We start from the raw sequence: 25,000 nt of genomic DNA, 5'->3' as shown, positions 1-25,000 counted from the left end.
AAGCTGGAAGTTGATCCAGTCTTTTAGATCTATATAGTTGGATCCATATAATAAAAGAATCTAAAAAAGCGATCAGATCTTGTGATTTATTTGGTTTGACAGCCAAGTTGTGCGGACTGATTGCTCAAATAAGAAGTCTACAGCATGTTCTTCGAGCAGCCTTCTGGTGGCTGATTCTTGTAGTGCTATCACATGATCGCTGAGAGCATTACCCGATGAGATACGTTTGACTCCTAACTCTGCTAACGCCTGTTTATCACTAAATCCGGGCAACAGCATCACATTGACTGGGATTGAAAGCAGGGCTGTTAGGCGTTTTATCATCGTGGTGTTGGTTAAACCGGGAATAATTTACGAGAAGTAGTCATAGACAGATTGTCATGGAGAAAAATATTGCCCATCCAACGGACAGTAAACTACTAGAAAAATGCCGTGGCAAACTGGTTGGTTTCGCTAAGCAAGCCAGTATTCGGCTTAGGCAAAGTTATGAACGAATTGGCCTAAGACCGCGCAAAAAGTAGCGCTGTGCCCATGCTAAACAATTTAAACGCATGATGAAAACACTGGGAAACTATCTCAGACGGGTGATGAAAGGTATCTTGAGGAAAAGCACCGAGCAGCCAAGTTGGGAGTTTATCCATGCCCTACAACAACACAAGCGGCTGTTAAAGCAAGAAAAACGAGTAAAAACAAACTCTATAACCTGCATGAGCCGGGTGTTCAATGTATCGCCAAGGGAAAAAGCGCAAAGCCATATGAGTTGAGTATCGCGACAATATTGAAAGAGCAGTTTGTAGTTTGCTTGGATGCATGCAATGCATGGCAGCCCCTATGACGGCGACACGTTATGAGAAACGTTGAGAATAGTAGAAAACGTCACAGATAAAAGGCGATACAGCTGTTTTGTAGATAGGGGTTATCGAGGAATGCGTTATGATGTGTATATTGCAGGGCAAAAGCGTAGGTAGGCCAAAGCTGCCGTAAAATTCTAGCCCAACTGCGGCTTTTTTATGCCTAGATTTAATATTAGTTATTAGCAGCGAAAAGCGCTGCGTAATAACAGAATTGTCGATAAAATTAATGCCCAGTCTGGATTGATTGAATTCGGCTAGTCTAAGCATTAAAACGTCAATATTCAGGAGCGACGAAGTAACTCATGCTAATAGCTTGATTTCACAGTCACTCTAGCTGAAGTTATAACAGTTGATAAGGGGTATGACAGTAATGATTTTAGAAACCAACTTGAAAAGTTAAGCTGCCAAGAAAAGGAAGCAGCAAGGTGGGCAATGAGGGTATAGATTGATGTATATCCAAATATCACCATTTTCTTGGGTGATTTATGGTCAAAGGTTAATAGGCTCTAGGATTAAAGAAATGAAAATCATAGAAGTTCGTTTTTATCTATGGCCTTTAAATCAGAAAAAGGTTCGAGTAATCGATTAAAAATATATACTAACATAAGGATAATTAAGATTGCGGCTGTTGAACCAAATTTGTCAGCGATAACAGAGTGAAATGTGGTTTTAAACAAGAAAGAAAGCAAAAAACAGATGACTACAGTCCATAATATACTTGGTTGAAGTGTAAAACCGCAGCTGGGACAATAAATGAACTTCTCAGAAATTAACTTCATCCTTATTACCATTGAAATTTCAGTTTTGCAGTTTGAACAACTTCGGACAAATATTTTCATGATATTCACATTTTATATAATTTAAATTATATGATTGAAGCGAAATGCTTCAATCATATAGTACGAAATGGCCCTGAATTCAGATAATAAGTGCACCAATCAAGGTTTAATAGTGGTAAGAGATCAACTACTTGTTGGTTATAGCTTGTTTGACTTATTACTTCCCAATACAAAACGAGCTAAAGATTTTGCCAAGCAAGTCGTCGGAGGTGAATTCACCAGTGATCTCATTGAGGTATTGCTGGGTAAGGCGTAGCTCTTCTGCCAAAATTTCACCGGCAATATGCATTTCTAGTTGAGTTTGACCTATTTCTAGGTGCTCAGCAGCGCGCTCTAGAGCATCTAAGTGACGACGGCGAGCCATAAAGCCACCTTCAGTTGCACCAGTAAATCCAATACAGGCTTTTAGGTGTTCCCTCAATAAATCAATGCCTTGAATGTCTTTAGCACTTAGACGGATAAGGGTATGGCCATCACTCGTTGTTGCGCCAACCGCTTCACCGCTTAAATCGACTTTATTGCGGATCACGGTAATTTCCATGCCTTGTGGTAATTGCTCGATAAAATCAGGCCAGATCTTCGCAGGATCGGTTTCGTGGGTTTCGGTGCCATCCACCATAAATAGTACGTGATCGGCACCGCGGATCTCTTCCCAAGCACGCTCTATGCCTATCTGTTCTACTTTGTCTGGACTATCACGAAGTCCTGCGGTGTCGATAATATGAAGCGGCATGCCATCAATATGAATATGTTCACGTAGTACGTCTCGTGTGGTACCTGCGATGTCTGTAACAATCGCGGCTTCACGGCCTGCTAAGGCATTGAGTAGTGAAGATTTTCCGGCATTAGGGCGGCCTGCAATCACCACGCGCATGCCTTCACGCATGATGCTGCCTTGCTTGGCTTGTTTACGCACTTCTGCGAGTTGCTGAATAATGGCTTCTAGGTCACCCGAAACTTTACCATCGGAAAGAAAGTCGATTTCTTCATCGGGGAAGTCAATTGCGGCTTCTACGTACATGCGAAGATGAATTACTTTCTCAACCAACGTATTGATATGTTTAGAAAAGTCACCTTGTAGTGAATGTAGCGCACTTTTTGCAGCTTGCTCGCTGGTGGCGTTGATCAAGTCTGCGATAGCTTCTGCTTGCGTTAAGTCTAGCTTGTCGTTCATAAAAGCACGTTCTGAGAACTCACCAGGCTTTGCCAAGCGCACTTGCTCAATTTGGCTGATTTCCTTTAACAGCATATCAAGTACCACGGGGCCACCGTGGCCTTGTAACTCAAGGACATCTTCACCGGTGAATGAGTTCGGCCCTTGGAAGAACAATGCAATACCTTGGTCTAGTTGTTCACCTGCTAGGGTATTGAATGGCAGGTATTCGGCATAGCGAGTTTTTGGGCATTTACCTAAGATTTGCTCGGCAACTGCTCGGGCTTTACACCCTGAAACTCGAATAATACCAACGCCACCGCGACCCGGTGCGGTAGCCTGTGCTGCTATGGTGTCTTGTGCGATCATGATGACTCTTTAGACTGTCTGGTTAATAGCCATAATTGTACAGCAATTGATATATCTCAGGTATAGCAGGTGGGTAATATCTGAGTATGCTCATTGTGTTTTGGGTGGTTGATGACCTTAATGATACGGTTATGCGCTTTTGTCAGGTATAATTATGGTCACAGTTTTTACTGTTCTTACTAGCAAAGGTTGTATAAGGGAAACTAACGCTGTGCTGCACTTTCTTCAATTCCGCTTCGATCCAAATGTCTCGTGTTTATATCGTGATGCTGAGCAAGTGCCACTGAGGCCGAGAGTCGCGCAATTGTTGGCTTATTTTTTAGCCCACCCAAATCAGATTGTTACACGTGAAACATTGCTCAGTACGTTGTGGCAACACGGTGAGTTTAGAGAAGCTGCACTAACACAAAGTATCACTGAGCTAAGACAAGCCCTCAAAGATAACGCCCAGCAACCCACCTTTATTAAAACCATACCACAGCAAGGTTATCAGTGGATTTGTCCTGTTGAGAGCCGCACATTTACTACATTCAAACTCACTACAACAATGAAAACGATGCTTGTCGTTGGCGCTATTGCGTTAAGTGGAGTCGCAGCGAGTGTTTACCTCGTTTCTAGCTCAGTTCCCGTTGTCACTCGTGTACAAGCTGAGCAAGACTCGTTAATCATTGTGCCTATGGTGAATGAGACGGGTGTGCAAGCCAATGCGTGGTGGGGTTATGCGCTTGAAGCAGCATTGAGACAACATTTACAGTCTCATTATCAATTAGTACCGCGAAGCCAATATCCTGAGCTTGCAGAGAATAGTGGGATTAATCAGCTCACGCTTTCATTAAAGCCGATACAACAGCGTTTTTTACTCAGTGTTACTTATGGAGATAAGCAAAGCGAGATAATTGTTGAACAGTTAGATGAGAGCTTTGAAGCGATTGCAACAGAGGTTATTGCGCAGTTAGCGCTAGGTGTTGACACTAAAACTGCCAAAAAATCATCCCTAAATCTAGCAATGAATGACTATTACCGCGGTGTACAAGCATTAAATGAACAGGGACCTCAACTAGCAAAGGCATATTTTGAGGCGGCTGTGGCACAAATGCCAGAACATCTAGAAAGTCAGTTGGAGCTTGCGCAAATTTGTTGGCAGCTCGGTGATATTGATTCAGCCACCCGTCGATTCGAACAGATTTCACTAAGTTCAGCTTCAATCGCGACTCGTGCTCGCTACCACCTCTATTACGGAGAGTTTTTCAAGGCACAAGGCTTACATCAGCAAGCGTTGCAGCAAGCTCAGCTTGCCCTCGATGCTGCTGAGCAAAGCCAGCAAGTTGAATTGATTGCGATGGCATATCAACTCAAAGCAGATGCTTTTTGGGTGTTACAACGTTGGGATGAATACCAGCAAGCGATGAGTTCAGCGCATGTTTTGATAGGCAGTCGATCGTTTGCCTATAGCGAAGCACAGCGGAGTTTCTATCTTGCCAATCCACCAGCGGCTGGTCCCGCTGAAAAAACGTTACTGAACTTAGAGAAGAGTAAACCTGTACTCGCGCAAGCCATTGCCTATTATGAGCAAACAGAGCAGACCATGAATCTAATAAAAGCTTTGTTTGCTTATGGTCAAAATTACTTAGTGCCAGTGGTTGAAAGTGAGCCTAGTTTATTAAAAGCCCTCGCTTTAGCTCAGAAAAATGGATATCACTATTTAGAAAAGCAAATACTCACTTACCTAGGATTCTACTATATTCAGCTACATCAGGGAGAGAAGGCGCTACGGTATTTAAAAGACATTAACGGCGAGCCGCGTTTTATTCCAAGCTATGAGCAACAGCAATTACTGATTGGCATGGCGCATATGGATATCGCATTGCAAACGGGTGATACGGATGCAATGCAAAGTGCAATTACGCAATATCAAATGCTGTTAGAAAGCGATTATATTTCTTCGGTGACGCGTGCCAACGTTAAATTGTTACTGGGTTGGACCTGGATCAAAGCGGGCAAGCTCGAATTAGCAGAGCCGTTGACGATTGAAGCAATGCAAGACTATCAAACGTTACAGCTACAAGAAGTTGAGACCTATGCGCTCTATACGCAAATGTATATCCACCTTTTGAGAAACGAGCCTCAACAAGCGCTTGAGATCATTACTGCACATCAACATACCAATTCACATCTTTTGTTGCTTTACGGTGTTGTTGCGGCTGATATGTTAAATGAAGAAGCGCTGCAAAAGCGCTTTTCAGATAAATTGGCCGGACTCGAAAGCAGCCAATTATTACAGCAACAGTTGCTGCAAATACGCCAGCAAAGCAGCATCAATAAGCGCTTTATTGCTGAGCTTATCGATGCCCCTTACAGCGTCTATTGTCAGAGTAAATGGACGATAAATTAGGCTCTAGTCTATGTTGGGTGGCTGATTACCGCGATAAACGACTTCACCGTGTTTATCTTGTACCACCCAGTAAGGTAGCTCTCTAATCTCAAACTGGCTAAATACTTCGTTGTGGTGATCGAACACAATATCGTGTTTGATCTCAAAGCGTTGTTGGTAGTCTAGAGCACTTTGTTCTTCCACATAAAAGGGCTTAATCACAGTAACGACCGGATACGCACTCGAGTCAGCGAGTTGATTGTTTTGCTTTATTCTCATTTCACAGGCAGGAATATGTTGAAACGGACACAAGCTATCGCTGAAAAATAACACTCTGTATTGGCTGTTCATAGTCGCTATCGAAAATGGCACACCGGTGAGTGTTTGCAATGGGATCTGTGCTTCTTTCTCTGTGCTTGGTGCACTGTTAGTCGTCAACAACTCTCGTTTGATAACTTTGTCGTCTTTAACGATAACACGAACAGGTGTTTGCCTTACTGCAAAGCGTTGCATCAACTGGTTTTGCTTATCAATAGCTAACTCAGCATAGCTTGGATAGGCCGTTTTAAATTGCGCTAAGCTTGCCTCATCAATATTGATATCGGGCTGTAGCAATCTCCTTGGTGCTAGTGGCGTTGGTAGAGTTGTAGGCTGTACATATTCATCCCAAATATTAATAAACACATACTCTTGCGTGTTGGCGTGCACAGACACGCTGAAACACACAGCGGCGAACATAAGTAAGGCTTTAATTGATGACATTAGTTTGCTCCTTGGAGTGTGCTCAGATGTTGTTGCAGCTCATCTGTAAACAATGCGCTGCGATAGATTTCTTTGCCGTTTTCATCAATGAGGATGTGTTGTGGCGTGCCTAACACTTGAAACTGCTGAGTTATCTTGCCACTACCATCAAATACCGTTGGAAACTGGTAATCATGTTTATCAAGGTAAGTTTGCACGCCTTTTTTCGACTGATTGAAGCCAATATTGACGGCGATAACCTGATAGTGGTTATTGGCTTGCTGAAAGCTTTGCTCAAGCAGTGGCATTTCTTCCACACAGTAGGAGCACCACGTTGCCCAAAACTTCAAGTAAGTGACTTTGCCTTGACTGGTTACGGTATTGTTTGCAAGCGTATTGGCGGTCAGTACGGGATGGTCCTTTGCTGCAGACATTGTGCTGAGTAACATAAAGAGTGAAGAAAAAATGATTTTTTTCATGGTGGTTCCTTTGCGTTTTATAGCCAACTTTTGCCAGCTTGAATAAGAAAATATTGCGCCATCGCGACTAAGATAAGTGCGGTTGCTGTGGTGATGTGATTTAGCCAAGCTCCAGATCTTGGTAATTTTTGTAAAAAGCGCGTGCTTAGCCCTGCTAGCAGTAATAGGGTGCTCATACCGAGCGCAAAACTAAACAGCAGTGCGCCTCCTAATAGAGGTTGCTGGGCATTAGCAACGAAGAGCAATAAGCCACCTAGAATTGGAGACGTACAGGGAGCCGCAACAAGAGCGCTGGCCATGCCCATTAGAAGAGGTGCTGGCGAGCCTGTTGCAATCGTATTTGGCAAGCGTGGCAGCGAGATTAAGCCTTTTGATACCGCAGCAAAGTAGAGTAATAGATTGGCAAAAATAAGCAGCACCCAAGGGTTTGTTGCTACTTGGCCAAAGAAGCTACCGGTTAATGCTGCAATAAATCCAAGCGCGGCGTACACAGCTGCAAAGCCTAGCGCATACAAAATAGGGGCAAGGCGAATATGGCGTTGTTGGCTAAGAGTCGCAACAGTTATGGGAAGTATGGGATATACGCAGGGCGTGAAGCTGGTGAGTACACCTACTAAGAGTGCAATAGGCACTAACCACCAATCAGTTTCGGCACTGGAGAGTGCCTGTAGTAACGTAGATTCAAGCATCGTCTTCTCTTTGCATTTTTTAACTGCAAAAGAGCATGACGGATAGCCCAGATTTGACCTATCAAATCGTCATAAAATCGCTATCAAATTTTATCAAGCGTTTGCTTTTATTTGATATTTTAATTGTTATGAGTTTAAAAGAAAAAGTGCTTGTTGCTCGTTGTGTTTATAAGATAAGGTAAGTTACCTAGTTTAGGTAACTTAAAATTATGCGTAAAGGGAGATATTATGAATAGACTAACACTAGCGGTTGTATCTGCAGCATTTGCGGTATCTGGTTCAGCACTAAGTGGTGAGAATGTAAAACCAGACTACGACCCTACAAAGTATTGTTATTATGCCGATCAGGCATATTCTAAGGGATCGGTAGAAAAGCAAAATAACAAATGGAAAGTCTGTGTTGACGGCGGTCCAAATGGTGAGCTCCAGTGGATTGATCAATAACGACAACTTCATATGATACGCAAATAAAAAACGCCAGCTGTGAAGCTGGCGTTTTTTTATTCAAGGTGTACGAGCGTTAACCGCGTACTTTCATGCCTTTTTTCTCCATACCACGGTAAATGATAAGCATCTGAGCGATAGAGATAAGGTTTGAAACTAACCAGTAAAGTACCAGACCTGATGGGAACCAAATAAAGAAGATTGAGAACACGACTGGCATGTAAGTCATCATCTTTTGTTGCATTGGGTCTGTAACTGTCATTGGCTGTAGTTTTTGTGTTAGGAACATACTTGCGCCAAATAGCACAGGTAGTACGTAGTACGGGTCCATTGATGATAGATCCGTTAGCCACAACATAAACTCAGCATGACGTAGTTCTGTTGATTCAAGGAATACGTAGAACAAGGCTAGGAAGATTGGCATTTGTAGTAGTAGTGGGAAACAGCCACCCATTGGGTTCACTTTTTCCTTACGGTACATTTCCATCATCGCTTGGCCGAACTTTTGGCGGTCATCGCCATAACGCTCTTTTAGTGCCTGCATTTTAGGCTGTAGCATGCGCATCTTAGCCATTGAGGTATATTGCGCTTTAGTTAGTGGGTATAACGCCGTTTTCACAATCAAAGTAATAGCAATAATCGCCAGACCCCAGTTACCTAAAATACCGTAAAGGAACTTAAGCAGTATCAGTAGCGGTTGTGAAATAAACCATAACCAGCCGTAGTCTACAGTGAGATCTAGATCTTCTTGAATTGCTTCAAGCGCTTCTGTGTCTTTAGGACCCATGTAGTACACCGCATGGATAGTTGCCGTGCTGTTTGCTTGCACATTGGTTGGCTCGCTCTTCATACCAACAATACCATTACCATTTCTAAGCGCGGTATAAATCGTATTATTGGTTTGCTGATCTGGCACCCATGCACTAACAAAATACTTTTGTAGGAAAGCAACGTAGCCGCCTTGGGTATTTTTATTCAGGTTTGCATCCGCCATATCAGAGAAGCTGTATTTCTCGTAAGGTTCTTCAGCGGTACCATAGGCTGGGCCTAAGTAGGTCTGATCAACCATGCTGCCTTTATCTTGGCGTGTACGTTTGATTTGCGTGTACAGTTGTACTTGAACAGGTGATGAGGTGGTGTTGTTAACTTGATATTCTAAGTCAACGTCATATTTACCTGCTTTAAATACATAAGTTTTTGTGTACTGTACGCCTTTCTCATCAGTGAAAGTCAGTGGTACACGTAACGTATCGCCATTAAGCTCATATTGCTGTTGTGCCGACTCATAGACTGGGCGACCAGCTTTGTTTGCATCTGGGCCGTTTAAACCAATTAAACCACTCTGTGAAACATACTGTTTGCCTTCAAATTCACCAAGCAACATGAAAGGTGTGTCGCTGCCATGGGTTTCTGCGTGTTGTAGTAAGCTGGCTTCAACGATGTCACCGCCTTTAGTATCAATTTTTACCGAAAGTACATCGGTAGTGATACTAATGACAGAACGTGTTGCCTGAGTTGCTACAACTGGGACATCGGATTGGCTTGATGCTGGTACATCAGCTTGCTCTTCTGTTGGGGTTGAGTTCGCCACTTGTTGTGTGACGGCACTGGTATCAGCTTGTGGCGGGTTTTGTTCTTGTGTCCACTCTTGGAACAGTAGGAACGAAACCAGCAACAAACCGATAAATAAAAACGTGCGTTGCGATTCCATAACAGCTCTTATTTCTCGTGTTGTTTAACTTTAGTCGACTTCACAGGTACAGGATCATCTCCACCTGCGCTCAAAGGGTGACATTTTAATATGCGTTTAACCGCTAACCAACTCCCTTTTGCAATTCCATGTAAATTAATTGCTTGAATTGCATAACTAGAACAGGTCGGGTTAAAACGACAATGAGGCCCGAGTAGGGGGCTAATCCATTGTTGATAACCGCGGATCAGCAATATAAGCAGGTGCTTGGGAAGCGAACAAACTGCTTTGAACTGATTTCTGATCTTGCTACGCCCTGAAGTTGAATTCATGGCTTTGTAGATATCAATTTCCTCAATTTACTGCTTCAACCCAAGTGGGAAAAAACAGACTATTTTTCCATTGATATAGCTGATTAAAAGGTGAGCTAACCTTACCTTAATTGGCGTAAAATTACTATGCTAGCAAGGGTAAATGCGCCGTAAAAAGGAAAGGCTAAAGCAGATTATTGCTTTTTCGCGTTAGCTTGAGGATTTTTTGAACGCTTGTGTTGAGGTTTTGGCTTAAAAGGTGGTTTGGGTGCACCTGGCTTACAACGTTCATTTATTTTGCGCCACATCTTAGTGAGCTGTTTAGTTAGCTCTTCATTAGATTGCTCGTCAACACCGGTTTTGACCATCAACACAATATCGATGTTATCAAGTTTATGACGATTTAATCGAAAGCTTTCTCTAGCAAGTCGTTTGATACGGTTTCGTTGACATGCTTTTTTGCAGCGTTTTTTAGCTACAGTTAAGCCGAGTCTTGGATGACCAACATCATTTGGTTTTGCAAGTAGAGTAAAATAAGGCGTAGCTGCGCGAGCTGGCTCTTGAAATATGCGGGAGTAATGCGAGGGAGTTAACAGACGTAACTCCCTGCTAAAGCTAAAGTCTTCCACTAAATATTAAGCAGAAAGTACTTTACGGCCTTTAGCACGACGACGTGCTAATACTTTACGACCGTTCTTAGTCGCCATGCGAGCACGGAAACCGTGAGAGCGCTTGCGCTTAAGTACGCTAGGTTGAAAAGTTCTTTTCATAACAATTCCATCCGATCGGTTAAAAGTTAAAACATCCTATGCAGGTCGCGATCCTGGCACAGGTGCCATTGCGAGCGCGAGATATTAAAGCTGGGCGCGTCTAAAGTCAATCAAAATCTGTTCTCTGTGGCTAAATAATCCACAGTAGAATTTCTTTATCCTTATATATAGACAAAACTTGGCAAAGCTATCGAGCAAACATAGACGATCTACATAAAGTAGGATCAATACGAAATCGATCTGCATAGATCTGATCCGATGGGCGGCATTATAGCATTTAGTAAGAATAGGAAAAGCTCTGGAAAACTAAATTTGATCTTAATTTTGGGGTGAGATCGGGTGAGTTTTTTGCTATGATCTTACTTGTGGGTAAAAAATAAAAACCTTTAAATTTCATGTGTTTATTTTTTTGCTAGGGTGAGATCTTGCTTTTTCTAAATGTCAATATTGAACTTGTGGATAAGATCACTTCATAATACCCCGCTTCCACCAGTGATTTTGTAATAAAAACTAAGTATTTCCGGCGATCCTTTCATTTAGATCTGATTTTTTAGATCTGAATGCTCTATTTCTTATTCCCGGGAATCAAAACCTATTGGAGTTCAGAGTGTATCTGTCGGTTTGGCAAAGTTGTTTATATGTTTTGCAAGATGAATTGCCATCTCAGCAATTTAGCATGTGGGTAAGACCACTACAGGCAGAAAGTACTGATGATACGCTAACTATCTATGCGCCAAATCGTTTTGTATTGGATTGGGTACGAGAAAAGTATCTCCACCGCATCAATGAACTGCTGATTGAGATCTGTGGTGATGAAGCACCAGAGCTGCGCTTTGATGTGGGTAGCAAACCTGTGTTAGCTGCACAACCAAGTTTATCTAACGAAAAAGCCGCAAGTGTAGGTCATGCGACCGATAACACGTCGATGTTGCAGGGCACTCAGCCAAAAATGGCAGAAAAAGTTGAGCCAGCTCCTAAATCTTCGCATAAGTCTAATATTAAAGAGAATTACACCTTTGATAACTTTGTGGAAGGTAAATCTAACCAGCTGGCAAAAGCCGCTGCAACGCAAGTTGCAGATAATCCAGGTTCTGCATTCAACCCCGTATTTATTTATGGTGGTACAGGTCTGGGTAAGACGCACCTGTTACACGCCGTAGGTAATGGCATTATTGAACAAAAACCGGATGCAAAAATTGTTTATATGCATTCAGAGCGGTTTGTTCAGGACATGGTTAAAGCACTGCAGAATAATGCCATTGAAGAGTTCAAGCGTTACTACCGCAGCGTTGATGCATTGATGATTGATGATATCCAATTCTTTGCAAACAAAGAGCGTTCGCAAGAAGAGTTCTTCCATACTTTTAATGCGCTGCTTGAAGGCAACCAACAAATTATTCTAACTTCTGACCGTTACCCTAAAGAAATAGAAGGGGTTGAGGACCGACTGAAGTCGCGTTTTGGTTGGGGGTTAACTATTGCTATTGAGCCACCAGAATTAGAGACTCGCGTTGCTATCTTAATGAAGAAAGCGCAGCAAAGTAATATTAACTTGCCACACGAAGTTGCCTTTTTTATTGCGAAGAAATTACGCTCTAATGTGCGAGAGTTAGAAGGTGCGTTAAACCGCGTGATAGCTAATGCCAACTTCACTGGTCGTCCAATTTCTATCGATTTTGTTAAAGAAGCGCTACGCGACTTATTAGCGCTACAAGACAAACTCGTTACCATCGATAATATCCAGCGCACCGTGGCGGAATATTATCGAATTCGTGTTTCTGACTTATTGTCAAAACGTCGTAGCCGTTCAGTTGCAAGACCAAGACAAGTTGCCATGGCATTGTCTAAAGAACTGACAAACCACAGCTTACCAGAAATAGGTGATGCATTTGGTGGTCGCGACCATACCACCGTGTTACACGCGTGTAGAAAAGTAAAAGCACTTCGTGATGAAAGTCATGAGGTAAAAGAAGATTATCAAAACTTAATTAGAACGCTGTCTTCTTAAGGGTTAAATGATGCAAATAACGATTCCAAGAGAACTATTTTTAAAGCCACTGGTACAGGTGTCGGGTGCCATTGAGCGCAAACATACACTGCCTATTTTGTCTAATGTATTGCTAGAAGTGAAAAATGGCGCGTTACATATGACAGGTACAGATTTAGAGATAGAGCTTGTTGCATCTGTTGCCCTTGAAACCAATGTGCCAGACGCCAAGATCACTTTACCGGCGAAAAAGCTCCTAGATATTTGTAAGAGCTTGCCTGATAACTCGGATTTAGTGCTGAGTAGCCAAGAGCATCAATTGCTACTGACTAGCGGTCAAAGTCGCTTTTCTTTGACAACCTTAGCCGCTGAAGACTTCCCTAATCTTGAAGAGTGGGACGGTGAGGTTGAGTTTGCCATAACGCGTTTAGAGCTTAGAAAATTGCTAGAAGCAACGCATTTCTCTATGGCTAACCAAGACGTACGTTACTATTTAAATGGTATGTCTTTCGAAGTAGATAATAATGAAATTAAAACGGTAGCCACTGACGGTCACCGTTTGGCAATTGCGCAGCAAAAATTACCTGAGTCATTGCAAACGCAGCGTCAATTGATCATTCCTCGTAAGGGCGTGCAAGAGATCATGCGCTTATTGCCTGCGGATGATGAAACTATCACCATTCAATTTGGCGCTAATCATGTGCGCATCATCGACAGCGAATTTACTTTCACGAGTAAGCTGGTGGATGGTCGATTCCCTGATTATCGTCGCGTATTACCTCGTGGCGGGGACAAGTTGGTTACCGCAAATCGCGAATGGCTACGTAGTGCATTTCAGCGTGTGTCTATTCTTTCTAACGAGAAGTTTCGTGGCGTGCGATTGAATCTGAGTAATGGACAATTAAAAATTAGTGCCAATAACCCAGAGCAGGAGCAAGCTGAAGAAATTGTTGAGGTAGGTTACCAAGGCGATGATCTTGAAGTTGGTTTTAACGTTTCTTACTTATTAGACGTGTTAAATACAATAAAGTCTGAAGATGTACAATTTACGCTTTCTGATGCGAACAGCAGTGCGCTTATTGAAGCCGCTGGTGACGAACATGCAATGTATGTAGTTATGCCGATGCGTTTATAGAGTTATGAGTTTAACTCACCTTAGCCTCAATGCGTTTCGAAACATTGAGGCGATGGCGCTTTCACCTAGCAATGCCGTTAATGTCATTCTGGGTGAAAATGGTAGCGGTAAAACCAGTCTGCTCGAAGCCATTTACTTTCTCTCCAGTGGTAAATCTTTCCGTACCAATCTGCAAAAATTAATGATCAAGCATGAGGCTTCTCATTGCGTTGTTCATGCTAAAAAACAACTACATAACTTGTCTATACCGCTTGGCATTAGTAAATATACCAGTGGTGAAACTAAGCTTCGAATTCAGGGGCAGGCAAGCCGGAAAGTGGCAGAATTAGCGCAGGTTTTACCTGTTCAAGTTATTACGCCTGAAAGCTATGAGCTGTTTTTTGGTGGTCCAAAAGAGCGTCGTAAGTTTCTTGATTTAGGTGTGTTCCACGTGGAACATCAGTTTTATTCCACATGGAAAATGTTCAATCAGGTGCTCAAGCAACGTAACGCTTTATTGAAATCTAAACCGAGAGATCTCCAATCCCAGCTAAGTTATTGGGATAAGGAGTTTGTACGCCTTGCTGAGCAAATAAATATGTTTAGAGAGGCTTATATAGGTAGGTTTCAGACGCATTTTTTTGATAAGATAGGGGATATAAGCCCTATCTTTAAAGGCCTTGAAATTCGCTTTCAAGCGGGCTGGAAGGGGGAACTAGCTGAGGTATTAACAAGTCAGTTAGAGCGAGATGTAAAACTTGGCTATACAAGTAAAGGGCCGCATAAGGCTGACTTTAACTTTTATACTCAAGGAAACAGCGTAGAACATATTTTTTCTCGTGGTCAACTCAAGCTATTACTGTATGCACTTAAAGTAATGCAAAACAGTTTGATTGACCAAGAGAGTAATAAGCAGTCAATTCTGCTTATTGATGATTTACCTTCGGAGCTTAGTGAAGATACTAAGGTGGCGGTATCGCGTCTGTTGGCGCAATGTCAGTCACAGCTGTTTATCACTGCTATTACTCCAGAAAGTATTGCCGCCGTTATTGAACCAATGGAACGTGAAATTAAAATGTTCCACGTGGAACATGGCAGCTTAATAACAAAATAATTGGAAGAAACCATGTCGGAAAATTACGATTCGTCGAGTATTAAAGTACTTAAAGGATTGGATGCTGTAAGAAAGCGTCCGGGAATGTATATCGGTGACACAGACGATGGTACTGGTTTACATCACATGGTGTTTGAGGTCGTTGATAACTCAATCGACGAAGCACTAGCAGGATATTGTGACGATATTTTCGTAACAATTCATACCGATGGCTCTGTATCTGTTCGAGATAATGGTCGTGGTATCCCAACTTCAATTCACGAAGAAGAAGGGGTTTCTGCGGCAGAAGTTATCATGACTGTACTACATGCCGGTGGTAAATTTGATGATAACTCATATAAAGTATCTGGCGGTTTGCACGGTGTAGGTGTTTCTGTTGTAAATGCACTTTCTGAAAAACTACAATTAACAATCCGCCGTGATGGCAAAGTGCATCAGCAAAAATACACAATGGGTGTTCCAGATGCGCCGCTAGGTATTATCGGTGAAGCGGAATCTACTGGTACAGAATTGAGATTCTGGCCAAGTGCTGAAACGTTCTCAGATACAAATTTCCACTACGATATTCTAGCCAAGCGTCTACGTGAACTATCTTTCCTTAACTCTGGTGTAAGCATCATTTTGAGTGATGAGCGCGAAGAGAATAAACAAGATCACTTCAAATACGAAGGCGGTATTCAAGCATTCGTTGCATATCTAAATCGTAAGAAGACGCCAGTTCATCAAAGCGTTTTCCACTTTTCGACTGAGCGTGATGATGGCATTAGCGTAGAAGTCTCTATGCAATGGAATGATGGTTTCCAAGAAAACATCTACTGTTTTACCAATAACATTCCTCAACGCGATGGTGGTACTCACTTAGCGGGTTTCCGTGCAGCACTTACGCGTACGCTTAACACCTACATGGAAAAAGAAGGCTTTAATAAAAAGTATAAAACCAGTGCTACGGGTGACGATGCCCGTGAAGGTTTGACCGCTGTTGTTAGTGTTAAAGTTCCTGATCCTAAATTCTCTTCACAGACAAAAGATAAGCTCGTTTCTAGTGAAGTGAAAGGGGCTGTTGAGCAAATGATGGCTGAAAAGCTAACGGAATTCTTGCTAGAAAACCCAGGCGATGCAAAAACCGTTGTAAACAAAATCGTTGATGCTGCGCGCGCACGTGAAGCTGCACGTAAGGCCCGTGAAATGACTCGTCGTAAGGGCGTTATGGATTTAGCTGGTCTACCGGGTAAACTCGCTGACTGCCAAGAACGAGATCCTGCACTTTCTGAACTATATATAGTGGAGGGTGACTCGGCGGGTGGTTCTGCTAAGCAAGGTCGTAACCGTAAGAACCAAGCCATTCTGCCGCTCAAAGGTAAAATCCTGAACGTAGAAAAAGCACGCTTTGATAAGATGCTTTCTTCTCAGGAAGTGGCAACACTAATTACTGCATTAGGCTGTGGTATTGGCCGTGATGAATATAACCCTGAAAAGCTAAGATATCACCGCATCATCATCATGACCGATGCGGACGTGGATGGTTCACACATCCGTACGCTGCTACTGACTTTCTTCTATCGTCAAATGCCAGAGATCATCGAGCGCGGTTATGTCTATATTGCTCAGCCACCACTATATAAAGTGAAGAAAGGTAAGCAAGAGCGCTATATTAAAGATGATAATGCACTAACTTCATACCTAACGACATTAGCACTTAACGATGCTGCGTTATACCCAGCAGAAGGTGCTGAGCCAATTTCTGGTAACAAGTTAGAAAACTTAGTGCATGATTATCAAAATACGATAGATATTATTGAACGTTTAAAGCGTAAGTACCCGTCTTCAATCATGAACCGCTTGCTTTATCATCCAGAGCTCACCGAGTCAGACTTATCTGATGAAGCAAAGGTAACTGCGTGGACTGAAAACTTGGTTGCTGACCTTGTGAAGAAAGATGAAGACGCCACTATCTTCAACGCAGAAGTTGCATTTGATGAAGAGCGCCATATGTATTATCCGGTGATCAATATTCGTCAGCACGGTGTTGATAAAGCGCATACTTTGAACTTCGATTTTATTACATCTAAAGATTATGTTCGCATTGCGAATACGGGTCGTCAGATTGGTAGTTTGATCAGCGAAGGCGGTTATGTACAGCGTGGTGAGAAGACACAAGCAATCGAATATTTTGAGGCTGGTCTTGAATGGCTTATCTCAGAGTCTAAGCGTGGCTTGTATACACAACGCTATAAAGGATTGGGTGAGATGAACCCTGACCAACTTTGGGAAACAACGATGGATCCAGATGCTCGCCGTATGCTACGTGTGACTATTGAAGATGCCATTGCTGCAGACCAATTGTTTGCAACCTTGATGGGTGACCAAGTTGAACCTCGTCGAGAGTTTATCGAAACAAATGCACTGAGAGTTGTTAACTTAGACGTGTAAACTCAAACATCTAGTAAAAAGGAGGGATTTTCCCTCCTTTTTTTATGCTTTAAAGCTTAAAACCCTCCTGCGCTCGCGGTATACTGAGCATAATTTTCAATCATTGAATCTAGCGTAAGCGCCAAATTACTGCAGGCGTTTACATACGATAAGTACCAGATAAAAATAAGCCAACTATGCAAAAATACGATATCAAAACCTTCCAAGGTTTGATCCTGGCTTTACAGGATTACTGGGCGCAGCAAGGCTGTGTTGTAGCTCAACCTTTAGATATGGAAGTTGGTGCGGGTACATTCCACCCGATGACCTTCCTTAAGTCCATTGGTCCTGAGCCAATGTCGAGCGCATACGTACAACCTTGTCGCCGCCCGACGGATGGTCGCTATGGTGAAAACCCTAACCGTCTTCAGCATTACTACCAATTCCAAGTTGTTTTGAAGCCATCGCCTGAGAATATTCAGGAGCTCTACCTAGGCTCTCTAGAAGCGTTGGGCATTGATACATTAACGCACGAAGTGCGCTTTGTTGAAGATAACTGGGAGTCACCAACGCTAGGTGCTTGGGGATTAGGTTGGGAAGTATGGTTGAATGGCATGGAAGTGACTCAGTTTACTTACTTCCAGCAAGTTGGCGGTATTGAATGCTCACCGGTAACGGGTGAAATTACTTATGGTTTAGAGCGCCTTGCGATGTATATACAAGGTGTAGACAGCATTTATGATCTCGTTTGGACAGATGGTCCGATGGGGCGCGTAACTTATGGTGACGTGTTCATGCAAAACGAGATCGAACAGTCGACATATAACTTTGAATATGCGGATGTAGAGGCATTATTCAAGCAGTTTGACCAGTGTGAAAAAGAAAGTGAAAAGCTAATCGAAGCAGGGCTTCCATTGCCAGCTTATGAGCAGGTAATGAAGGCATCTCATGCATTTAACCTGTTAGACGCACGTCATGCTATCTCAGTAACTGAGCGTCAGCGCTATATATTAAGAGTTCGTGCTTTATCAAAAGCCTGTGCACAGGCTTACTATGACGCACGTGAAGCACTTGGCTTCCCGCTTTGTAAGGATAAATAATGTCGATTGAAAACTTACTCGTAGAAATTGGTACCGAAGAGTTACCACCAAAGGCGTTACGCAACCTTGCTGAGTCATTCGCAGAAAATACTAGGCAAGAACTTGAAGCATTAGAGCTTAGCCATGAAGGCGTGAGTTGGTATGCATCACCTCGTCGCTTAGGTATTCAAGTTAAAGCATTACAAACGCAACAAGCCGACAAAGTGGTCGAAAAACGTGGTCCAGCTATTCAGGCAGCATTTGACGCCGATGGTAACGCGACTAAAGCGGCGCTAGGTTGGGCGCGTGGTTGTGGTATTGATATTAATGATGCTGAGCGTTTAGAAACTGACAAGGGTACTTGGCTGCTACACAAAGCGAAAGTAGAGGGGCAACAGACCTTAGCGTTACTAAGCGATGTGATCAACAAAGCACTGGCTAAGTTACCTATTCCAAAGCCGATGCGCTGGGGTGCGAACAAGACGCAATTTATCCGTCCAGTACATACCGTAGCGGCACTACTTGGTAGTCAACAAGTTGAAGGTGAAGTGCTAGGTAAAGCTATCAGCAATGAGCTGCAAGGACATCGCTTCCATCACCCTGAGCGTGTTCGTGTTGAACATGCGGATGATAGTCATGCAGTGCTAAAAGGTGCATACGTTATTGCGGATTACGAAGCACGTAAAGCGTTAATTCGAGGCCAAATTGAAGCTGAAGCTGAAAAGCTCGGCGCGCAAGTCGCGATGGATGAAGACCTTCTTGAAGAAGTTACATCGCTAGTCGAGTGGCCAGTCACTTTAGTTGCTTCTTTTGAAGAAGCCTTCTTGCAAGTGCCAGATGAAGCACTTATCTACACCATGAAAGACGACCAAAAGTACTTTCCACTGTTAGATAAGCAAGGCAACTTGATCAACAAGTTCTTGTTTGTTTCTAACATTGAAAGTAAAGACCCAAGTGTGGTGATCTCGGGTAACGAGAAAGTGGTTCGCCCGCGTCTGGCAGATGCTCAGTTCTTCTTTGAAACGGATAAGAAGAAAACGCTGGAAAGCCGTCTTGAGTCACTTGATTCAGTGTTATTTCAGAAGCAGCTTGGCACACTAAAAGACAAGTCAGAGCGTATCTCGGCACTCGCAGGTTTTATTGCGGAGCAGCTTGGTGCTGATAAGGCGCTAGCAGAGCGTGCAGGTTTACTAAGTAAAACGGACCTAATGACTGAAATGGTCATGGAATTTACTGACGTTCAGGGCGTGATGGGTATGCATTACGCGCGTATTGATGGTGAAGCGGAAGAAGTCGCATTAGCACAAAATGAGCAATATATGCCGCGTTTTGCTGGTGATAACCTACCGTCTAACCCAGTTAGTTTTGCCGTGGCGCTTGCGGATAAGTTTGATACTTTGGTTGGCATTTTTGGTATCGGCCAGACACCAAAAGGCGATAAAGACCCGTTTGCACTTCGTCGTGCTGCCATCGGCGCATTGCGTATCATGGTAGAAAAAGAACTACCATTAGACATTCAGGATATCGTTGCCAAAGCAATGACGTTATTCGGTGATAAGCTAAGCAATGCAAATGTTGCCGATGAAGTGGTTGAGTTTATGTTAGGTCGTTTCCGTGCCTGGTACCAAGATGAAGGTATCAGCGTGGATGTGATCCAAGCAGTACTTGCAAGACGTCCAACGAGCCCAGTTGATTTTGATCGCCGAGTAAAAGCGGTTAGTCACTTTAGAACGTTGGCGGAAGCTGAAGCGTTAGCTGCTGCCAATAAGCGTGTAAACAACATTTTAGCGAAGAATAACGTCGCGTCAGAAGCTGCGGTGGAGAGTTCACTCCTGCAAGAAGAAGCTGAGCAAACATTGGCTGCACAAGTTGCTGCGTTAACTGCTGAGCTTGCACCTGTTTACGCTGAAGGTGATTATCAAACTGCACTGACGCGTTTAGCAAGTTTACGTGAAGCAGTAGATAACTTCTTTGATAATGTTATGGTAATGGCGGACGATGAAGCGGTTAAAGCCAATCGTTTAGCGCTACTTGGTCAGTTAAGTAAGTTATTCCTTAATACTGCAGATATTTCAGTGTTACAAAACTAATTGCTGATACAAAAGCCAGCAATTGCTGGCTTTTTGCTGATTGGTAAAAGCAAGTAAAAGGCAGTCTAGCTATGATTAAAAAACAAGGGGCAATGGCGATTGCGCTATTAGCACTTACCGCTTGTAGTAGTAACTTTCAATTGCCAACAACGTCAACTTCACCGGTAGTTGCTGGTGAGTTGGATAAGACAATGTATTTACGCGGTGACTTCACTCTGTGGGATGCCGAACCTCAGTATCGCTTTGAAGAAACACAACCGGGGATCTACGCAACAAAAGCAAGATTCATGAGCCCAGGTAAAGTGTATGAATTTAAAATTGCTGATGAGCAGTGGAGTGAAGGCTACAACTGTGGCTATAAGAGTGAAGGGCAGTTAACGCTAGGACAACCGCTGGTTGCGGATTGTAACACGGTGTATAACTACTTTAGCTTTAAGCCAAGTAAAAAAGGTTGGTACGAAATCCGCTTAGATTATCGTAATCCTCGCTCACCAAAGGTGGTGATTGTAAAATCTTAAAAAAGCGGCATCAGCCGCTTTTTTATTGTCTATGACTCATGAGTTCAAACAGTGTGTTAAAGAGGAGATCACTGACCTTTCTTAATCACATATTTGTAAGGAGATTCGGCCACTGCTTTGGCAACCAAAGTGTGATCCATAAATTCACAGAAGCTCGGAATGTCCCGTGTCGTTGATGGATCATCTGCGATAACTAACAACGTCTCACCTAAGTTCATCCGTCTCACCATGCCTCTAATCATCATTACCGGCTCCGGACAACGTAAGCCTACTGCATCTAAGGTGTGGTCGGTATTATCAAAACTCATTGTGGGTGGCCTTGTTAGTTACGTTGTTAGTGACGAAAACTGCTATTTTAACCGCATGTTGTAAGTAAGCTCAAGTTTGGATAACTCAAGTCTTAGCCAACCGAGGTGAGGTAAATGCGGGTAATAAAAAAGGCAAAACAGCTGTGCCGTTTTGCCTTGGTCACCAAGTTGAAGTTGTGTGCTGGTATTGTCTTATAAAAGCCCAGTACCAGCTGGTTGGAATTAGTTATCTACGCGCTCGAATACGGTAGCGATACCTTGGCCTAAACCAATACACATAGTTGCAAGACCATACTTCGCGTCTTTCTCTTCCATTAGATTGATAAGCGTTGTGCTAATACGTGAGCCTGAGCAACCAAGTGGGTGACCGAGTGCAATTGCACCACCGTTGAGGTTCACTTTCTCATCTACTTTGTCTAGTAGACCTAGATCTTTTAGCACTGGTAGTGATTGTGCTGCAAAGGCTTCGTTTAGTTCAGCAACATCAATATCATCGATAGTAATGCCCGCCTGCTTCAAGGCTTTTTGTGATGCTGGAACTGGACCATAACCCATGATGGAAGGATCGCAACCTGCGACTGCCATTGACTTAACACGAGCACGAATTGGAAGACCGAGTTCTCTTGCTTTAGACTCGCTCATGACCAACATAGCTGAAGCACCGTCAGAAAGCGCTGAAGAGGTACCTGCAGTTACCGTACCCGATGCTGGGTTAAATACAGGACGTAGCTGTCCTAGACCTTCTAGGCTTGTCTCAGGGCGGATAACTTCGTCATGCTCGACAAGTACAGGTGTACCATCGGCATCATGACCTTCCATTGGCAGGATTTCTTTTGCAAAACGCCCTTCAAGGGTTGCGGCATGTGCGCGCTGGTGTGAACGTACGGCAAATTCATCTTGCTGCTCACGACTGATACCATGCATTAGCGCTAAGTACTCAGCTGTTAACCCCATCACGCCAGCAGCTTGCGCAACTGATGTCGCAAGGCCTGGGTGAAAGTCATTACCATGTGTCATTGGTACGTGACCCATGTGCTCAACACCACCGATAAGGTAAGTGTCACCAGCACCTGTCATGATAGCGCGAGCTGCGTCATGCAATGCCTGCATTGACGAACCGCATAGGCGGTTCACGGTTACCGCCGGTACGGTGTGAGGAATGCCAGCTAAGAGTGCAGCATTACGACCAACGTTAAAGCCTTGCTCTAAAGTTTGCTGTACACAGCCCCAGTAAATATCATCAATTGAGTCTGGTGCTACTTGAGGGTTACGCTCAAGTAGGCCTTTCATCAAGTGTGCGCTGAGGTCTTCGGCACGTTTATGCTTAAATACACCGCCTTTTGAACGGCCCATTGGGGTACGAATACAATCTACGATTACCGCGTTTTCCATGTTACTGGCCCTCCACTTGATAGAACACTTTACCTTCATCTGCCCACTGTCTAGTTTGCTCAGAAACTCGATAAATTTCACCAAGATGAGCGTACTTATCAGCCATAGCTACAAAGTTTGCGAGGCCGATTTGGTCTAGATAGCGGAATGCACCACCTCTGAATGGAGGGAAGCCGATACCGTAGATCAGTGCCATGTCTGCTTCTTGCGGTGAAGCAACAATGTTTTCTTGCAGACACAGTAACACTTCATTGATCATTGGCACCATACAACGCTCAATAATCGTTTGTTTATCAAATTCAGTTGGTGCGTCACAAATACCGCTCAGCAGCTCAAGCGCGCTGTCGTCTTTACTCTTCTTCAAACGACCTTTGCGATCTGGTGCGTATTGGTAGAAGCCTTTTTGGTTCTTCTGACCAAAGCGCTCAGCCCCCGCAAGTACTGCGACAGGGTCTTTGTCTTTACGTGCCATGCGAGTAGGGAAGCCATCAGCCATTACACCAGTACAATGGTTTGCCGTATCGATACCCACTACGTCTAGTAGGTACGCTGGACCCATTGGCCAGCCGAAGACATTTTCCATAACCTTATCTACTTTTGCGAAGTCAGCACCTTCTACAACAAGTTGGCTGAAGCCTGCAAAGTAAGGGAATAGAACACGGTTCACGAAGAAACCTGGGCAATCGTTAACAACGATAGGAGACTTGCCAAGCTTTAAGGCATAATCTACCACTGCAGCAACGGTTTCATCCGATGTTTGCTCGCCACGAATGATTTCTACCAATGGCATTTTTGGCACTGGGTTAAAGAAGTGCATACCACAGAAGTTTTCTGGCTTCTCAAGTGCCGTGGCTAACTCATCAATACGAATAGTTGATGTGTTTGAAGTCAGGATCGTACCTTCTGGTAATTGCGACTCTAAACTCGCCAATACCGTTTTCTTGACTTTAGGGTTTTCAACAACGGCTTCTACGATGATGTCTGAGCCTTGTAGATCGTGATCGTTGAGCGTTGCTTTGATTTTACCTAAAGTGGCAACCATCTTGTCCATTGACATGTGGCCGCGCTGTACTTTTTTACCAAGTAGTTTTGCAGCCTCACCCATACCAAGGTCTAGGGCACCTTGCTGGATGTCTTTCATGACAATTGGCGTACCTTTGTAGGCCGATTGGTAAGCGATACCGCCACCCATAATACCAGCACCAAGTACCGCTGCTTGTTTGATCTCTGTTTTACTTTGTTTTGCTTGTTTCTTGGCAACCGTTTTGATGTATTGATCCGCTAAGAAAATACCGGTTTGCGCTGCGGCTTCTGCCGTTTTGGCAAGCTTAGCAAAGTTTTGGTTTTCGAGTGCCATCGCTTCGCTGCGACTAAGGTTTGCTGCCGCTTTAAGCGTTTGTACCGCCATCATTGGTGCTGGGTAATGACCTTTGGTTTTTGCCATGACTAAGCCTTCGGCCATACCAAAGCTCATACCTTGCTCAACACGATTCATCTTCAATGGGTCAAGCTTGATTTGGCGTTTCGCGCGCCAATCTAATTTACCTGCAATGGCTTGCTCCAAGGTACGAATAGCGGCAGCCATAAGTTTGTCAGCAGGTACTACACCGTCAACCGCACCCACTTTTAGTGCGTCATTCGCTCGGTTTTCTTGACCTGTGGTTATCCACGTCATTGCGTTGTCAGCGCCGATTAAGCGAGGAAGTCTTACGGTACCACCAAAGCCCGGCATAATGCCAAGCTTAACTTCTGGTAGGCCAATTTTTGCGTTGTCAGTTGCAATACGGTAATCCGTGGCGAGCAACCACTCGCAACCACCGCCAAGCGCAAGGCCATTTACTGCCGATAGTGTAGGGAAAGGTAAATCTTCTATTGCGTCGAAGACATCGGTTGCGGTTTTAATCCAACCAACAAGTTCTTCTTCTGGGCGTTGGAAAGTCGGAAGGAATTCAAAAATATCAGCGCCAACAATAAAGTGGTCTTTATCGCTGGTAAAAATTAAGCCGTCGATGTCGTCGCGCTGGCTCAATTCGATAAGTGCTTCGTGGCTTTCCTTTAGTACTTGCTGAGATAGTTTGTTTACTGAGCCTGGTAGGCAAAACTTAAACTCAGCGATATTGCCTTTGCAAAAATCAACTACAAAGGACTCGCGTTTGATTAACATACATGTTCTCCCGTGCTTTACACTGGTACGATGAGTTGTAATTTCAATCAGTGTGGATCCTTTGGCGGCAAATTGCAATGAAAAATTTACCGCACATTTACTGAAATACCTGAGT

Annotated in this window: 22 protein-coding genes; 10 read left to right on the top strand and 12 right to left on the bottom strand. The window is 43.6% G+C overall.

Annotation, left to right across the window (positions count from 1 at the left end):
• Positions 1-72: 72 nt before the first annotated feature.
• A complete protein-coding gene (locus DS891_RS14270; RefSeq protein WP_368032205.1) occupies positions 73-348 on the bottom strand; it encodes an isocitrate lyase/phosphoenolpyruvate mutase family protein in 276 nt (91 codons plus the stop codon).
• 32 nt (positions 349-380) lie between these two features.
• Here DS891_RS14270 and DS891_RS14265 point away from each other — a divergent pair, with 32 nt between their 5' ends.
• Positions 381-521 (top strand): hypothetical protein, encoded by a 141-nt coding sequence (locus DS891_RS14265; protein WP_157757268.1) that lies wholly within the window; start codon positions 381-383, stop codon positions 519-521.
• 1,329 nt (positions 522-1,850) lie between these two features.
• Here DS891_RS14265 and mnmE read toward each other — a convergent pair.
• A complete protein-coding gene (gene mnmE / locus DS891_RS14260; RefSeq protein ID WP_174170130.1) occupies positions 1,851-3,215 on the bottom strand; it encodes a tRNA uridine-5-carboxymethylaminomethyl(34) synthesis GTPase MnmE in 1,365 nt (454 codons plus the stop codon).
• A gap of 211 nt (positions 3,216-3,426) precedes the next feature.
• On the opposite strand from mnmE, the gene DS891_RS14255 reads away from it, so the two are divergent.
• Entirely contained in the window at positions 3,427-5,607 is a 2,181-nt protein-coding gene (locus tag DS891_RS14255) for a winged helix-turn-helix domain-containing protein (RefSeq protein WP_227386639.1), read from the top strand.
• Positions 5,608-5,610: 3 nt separating this feature from the next.
• Here the strand turns inward: DS891_RS14255 and DS891_RS14250 are convergent, their stop codons facing one another.
• Genes DS891_RS14250 through DS891_RS14240 form a run of 3 tightly spaced genes read right to left on the bottom strand, consistent with a single transcriptional unit; the run spans position 5,611 to position 7,495 of the window.
• Positions 5,611-6,348 (bottom strand): hypothetical protein, encoded by a 738-nt coding sequence (locus DS891_RS14250; protein ID WP_174170128.1) that lies wholly within the window; start codon positions 6,346-6,348, stop codon positions 5,611-5,613.
• Positions 6,348-6,806: a TlpA disulfide reductase family protein gene (locus DS891_RS14245; RefSeq protein WP_174170127.1), complete on the bottom strand. Its 459-nt coding sequence runs from the start codon at positions 6,804-6,806 to the stop codon at positions 6,348-6,350. The genes DS891_RS14250 and DS891_RS14245 overlap by 1 nt, the downstream gene beginning before the upstream one ends.
• Positions 6,807-6,823: 17 nt before the next feature.
• Entirely contained in the window at positions 6,824-7,495 is a 672-nt protein-coding gene (locus DS891_RS14240) for a cytochrome c biogenesis protein CcdA (RefSeq protein WP_102057827.1), read from the bottom strand.
• A gap of 228 nt (positions 7,496-7,723) precedes the next feature.
• On the opposite strand from DS891_RS14240, the gene DS891_RS14235 reads away from it, so the two are divergent.
• Positions 7,724-7,939: a DUF1496 domain-containing protein gene (locus DS891_RS14235; protein WP_102057828.1), complete on the top strand. Its 216-nt coding sequence runs from the start codon at positions 7,724-7,726 to the stop codon at positions 7,937-7,939.
• 76 nt (positions 7,940-8,015) lie between these two features.
• Here the strand turns inward: DS891_RS14235 and yidC are convergent, their stop codons facing one another.
• From yidC to rpmH, 4 genes are all read right to left on the bottom strand, one after another.
• Positions 8,016-9,650 carry a membrane protein insertase YidC gene (gene yidC, locus DS891_RS14230; protein WP_174170126.1) on the bottom strand — a complete coding sequence of 545 codons (1,635 nt, stop codon included), beginning with the start codon at positions 9,648-9,650 and terminating at the stop codon, positions 8,016-8,018.
• 8 nt (positions 9,651-9,658) lie between these two features.
• Positions 9,659-9,961 (bottom strand): membrane protein insertion efficiency factor YidD, encoded by a 303-nt coding sequence (gene yidD, locus DS891_RS14225; protein WP_010604158.1) that lies wholly within the window; start codon positions 9,959-9,961, stop codon positions 9,659-9,661.
• Positions 9,962-10,134: 173 nt separating this feature from the next.
• Complete coding sequence (gene rnpA / locus DS891_RS14220; RefSeq protein ID WP_010376847.1) at positions 10,135-10,569, bottom strand: ribonuclease P protein component; 435 nt, start codon at positions 10,567-10,569, stop codon at positions 10,135-10,137.
• A 6-nt stretch (positions 10,570-10,575) separates the two neighbouring features.
• A complete protein-coding gene (gene rpmH, locus DS891_RS14215) occupies positions 10,576-10,710 on the bottom strand; it encodes a 50S ribosomal protein L34 (RefSeq protein WP_010604159.1) in 135 nt (44 codons plus the stop codon).
• Between the two features lie 607 nt (positions 10,711-11,317).
• Here rpmH and dnaA point away from each other — a divergent pair.
• The 7 genes from dnaA (at position 11,318) to DS891_RS14180 (ending at position 21,021) form a co-directional block, all read left to right on the top strand.
• Positions 11,318-12,718, top strand: coding sequence for a chromosomal replication initiator protein DnaA (gene dnaA, locus DS891_RS14210; RefSeq protein WP_029215734.1), 1,401 nt, complete (start codon positions 11,318-11,320; stop codon positions 12,716-12,718).
• A gap of 10 nt (positions 12,719-12,728) precedes the next feature.
• Positions 12,729-13,832, top strand: coding sequence for a DNA polymerase III subunit beta (gene dnaN / locus DS891_RS14205; protein ID WP_010376842.1), 1,104 nt, complete (start codon positions 12,729-12,731; stop codon positions 13,830-13,832).
• A 4-nt stretch (positions 13,833-13,836) separates the two neighbouring features.
• Positions 13,837-14,925 (top strand): DNA replication/repair protein RecF, encoded by a 1,089-nt coding sequence (recF, locus tag DS891_RS14200; protein ID WP_174170125.1) that lies wholly within the window; start codon positions 13,837-13,839, stop codon positions 14,923-14,925.
• A 12-nt stretch (positions 14,926-14,937) separates the two neighbouring features.
• Positions 14,938-17,355 carry a DNA topoisomerase (ATP-hydrolyzing) subunit B gene (gene gyrB / locus DS891_RS14195; RefSeq protein ID WP_017218527.1) on the top strand — a complete coding sequence of 806 codons (2,418 nt, stop codon included), beginning with the start codon at positions 14,938-14,940 and terminating at the stop codon, positions 17,353-17,355.
• Positions 17,356-17,531: 176 nt separating this feature from the next.
• Entirely contained in the window at positions 17,532-18,434 is a 903-nt protein-coding gene (glyQ, locus tag DS891_RS14190) for a glycine--tRNA ligase subunit alpha (RefSeq protein WP_010376835.1), read from the top strand.
• Positions 18,434-20,503 (top strand): glycine--tRNA ligase subunit beta, encoded by a 2,070-nt coding sequence (glyS, locus tag DS891_RS14185; RefSeq protein WP_174170124.1) that lies wholly within the window; start codon positions 18,434-18,436, stop codon positions 20,501-20,503. Before glyQ ends, glyS begins: the two co-directional genes overlap by 1 nt.
• Before the next feature lie 71 nt (positions 20,504-20,574).
• Entirely contained in the window at positions 20,575-21,021 is a 447-nt protein-coding gene (locus DS891_RS14180; RefSeq protein ID WP_010604165.1) for a hypothetical protein, read from the top strand.
• A 68-nt stretch (positions 21,022-21,089) separates the two neighbouring features.
• On the opposite strand, the gene tusA is transcribed toward DS891_RS14180, so the two are convergent.
• From tusA to fadB, 3 genes are all read right to left on the bottom strand, one after another.
• On the bottom strand, positions 21,090-21,329 hold the full coding sequence (tusA, locus tag DS891_RS14175) for a sulfurtransferase TusA (protein WP_010376829.1): 240 nt from the start codon (positions 21,327-21,329) through the stop codon (positions 21,090-21,092).
• A 222-nt stretch (positions 21,330-21,551) separates the two neighbouring features.
• On the bottom strand, positions 21,552-22,721 hold the full coding sequence (gene fadA / locus DS891_RS14170) for an acetyl-CoA C-acyltransferase FadA (protein WP_010604167.1): 1,170 nt from the start codon (positions 22,719-22,721) through the stop codon (positions 21,552-21,554).
• A gap of 1 nt (position 22,722) precedes the next feature.
• Positions 22,723-24,885 carry a fatty acid oxidation complex subunit alpha FadB gene (fadB, locus tag DS891_RS14165; RefSeq protein ID WP_174170123.1) on the bottom strand — a complete coding sequence of 721 codons (2,163 nt, stop codon included), beginning with the start codon at positions 24,883-24,885 and terminating at the stop codon, positions 22,723-22,725.
• Positions 24,886-25,000: the final 115 nt, after the last annotated feature.

Origin of the sequence: Pseudoalteromonas sp. JC28 (assembly GCF_013319255.1) — a bacterium.
In the GTDB taxonomy this organism is placed as follows: Bacteria; Pseudomonadota; Gammaproteobacteria; order Enterobacterales; family Alteromonadaceae; genus Pseudoalteromonas.
This window is presented reverse-complemented; position numbering and strand designations above follow the sequence as displayed.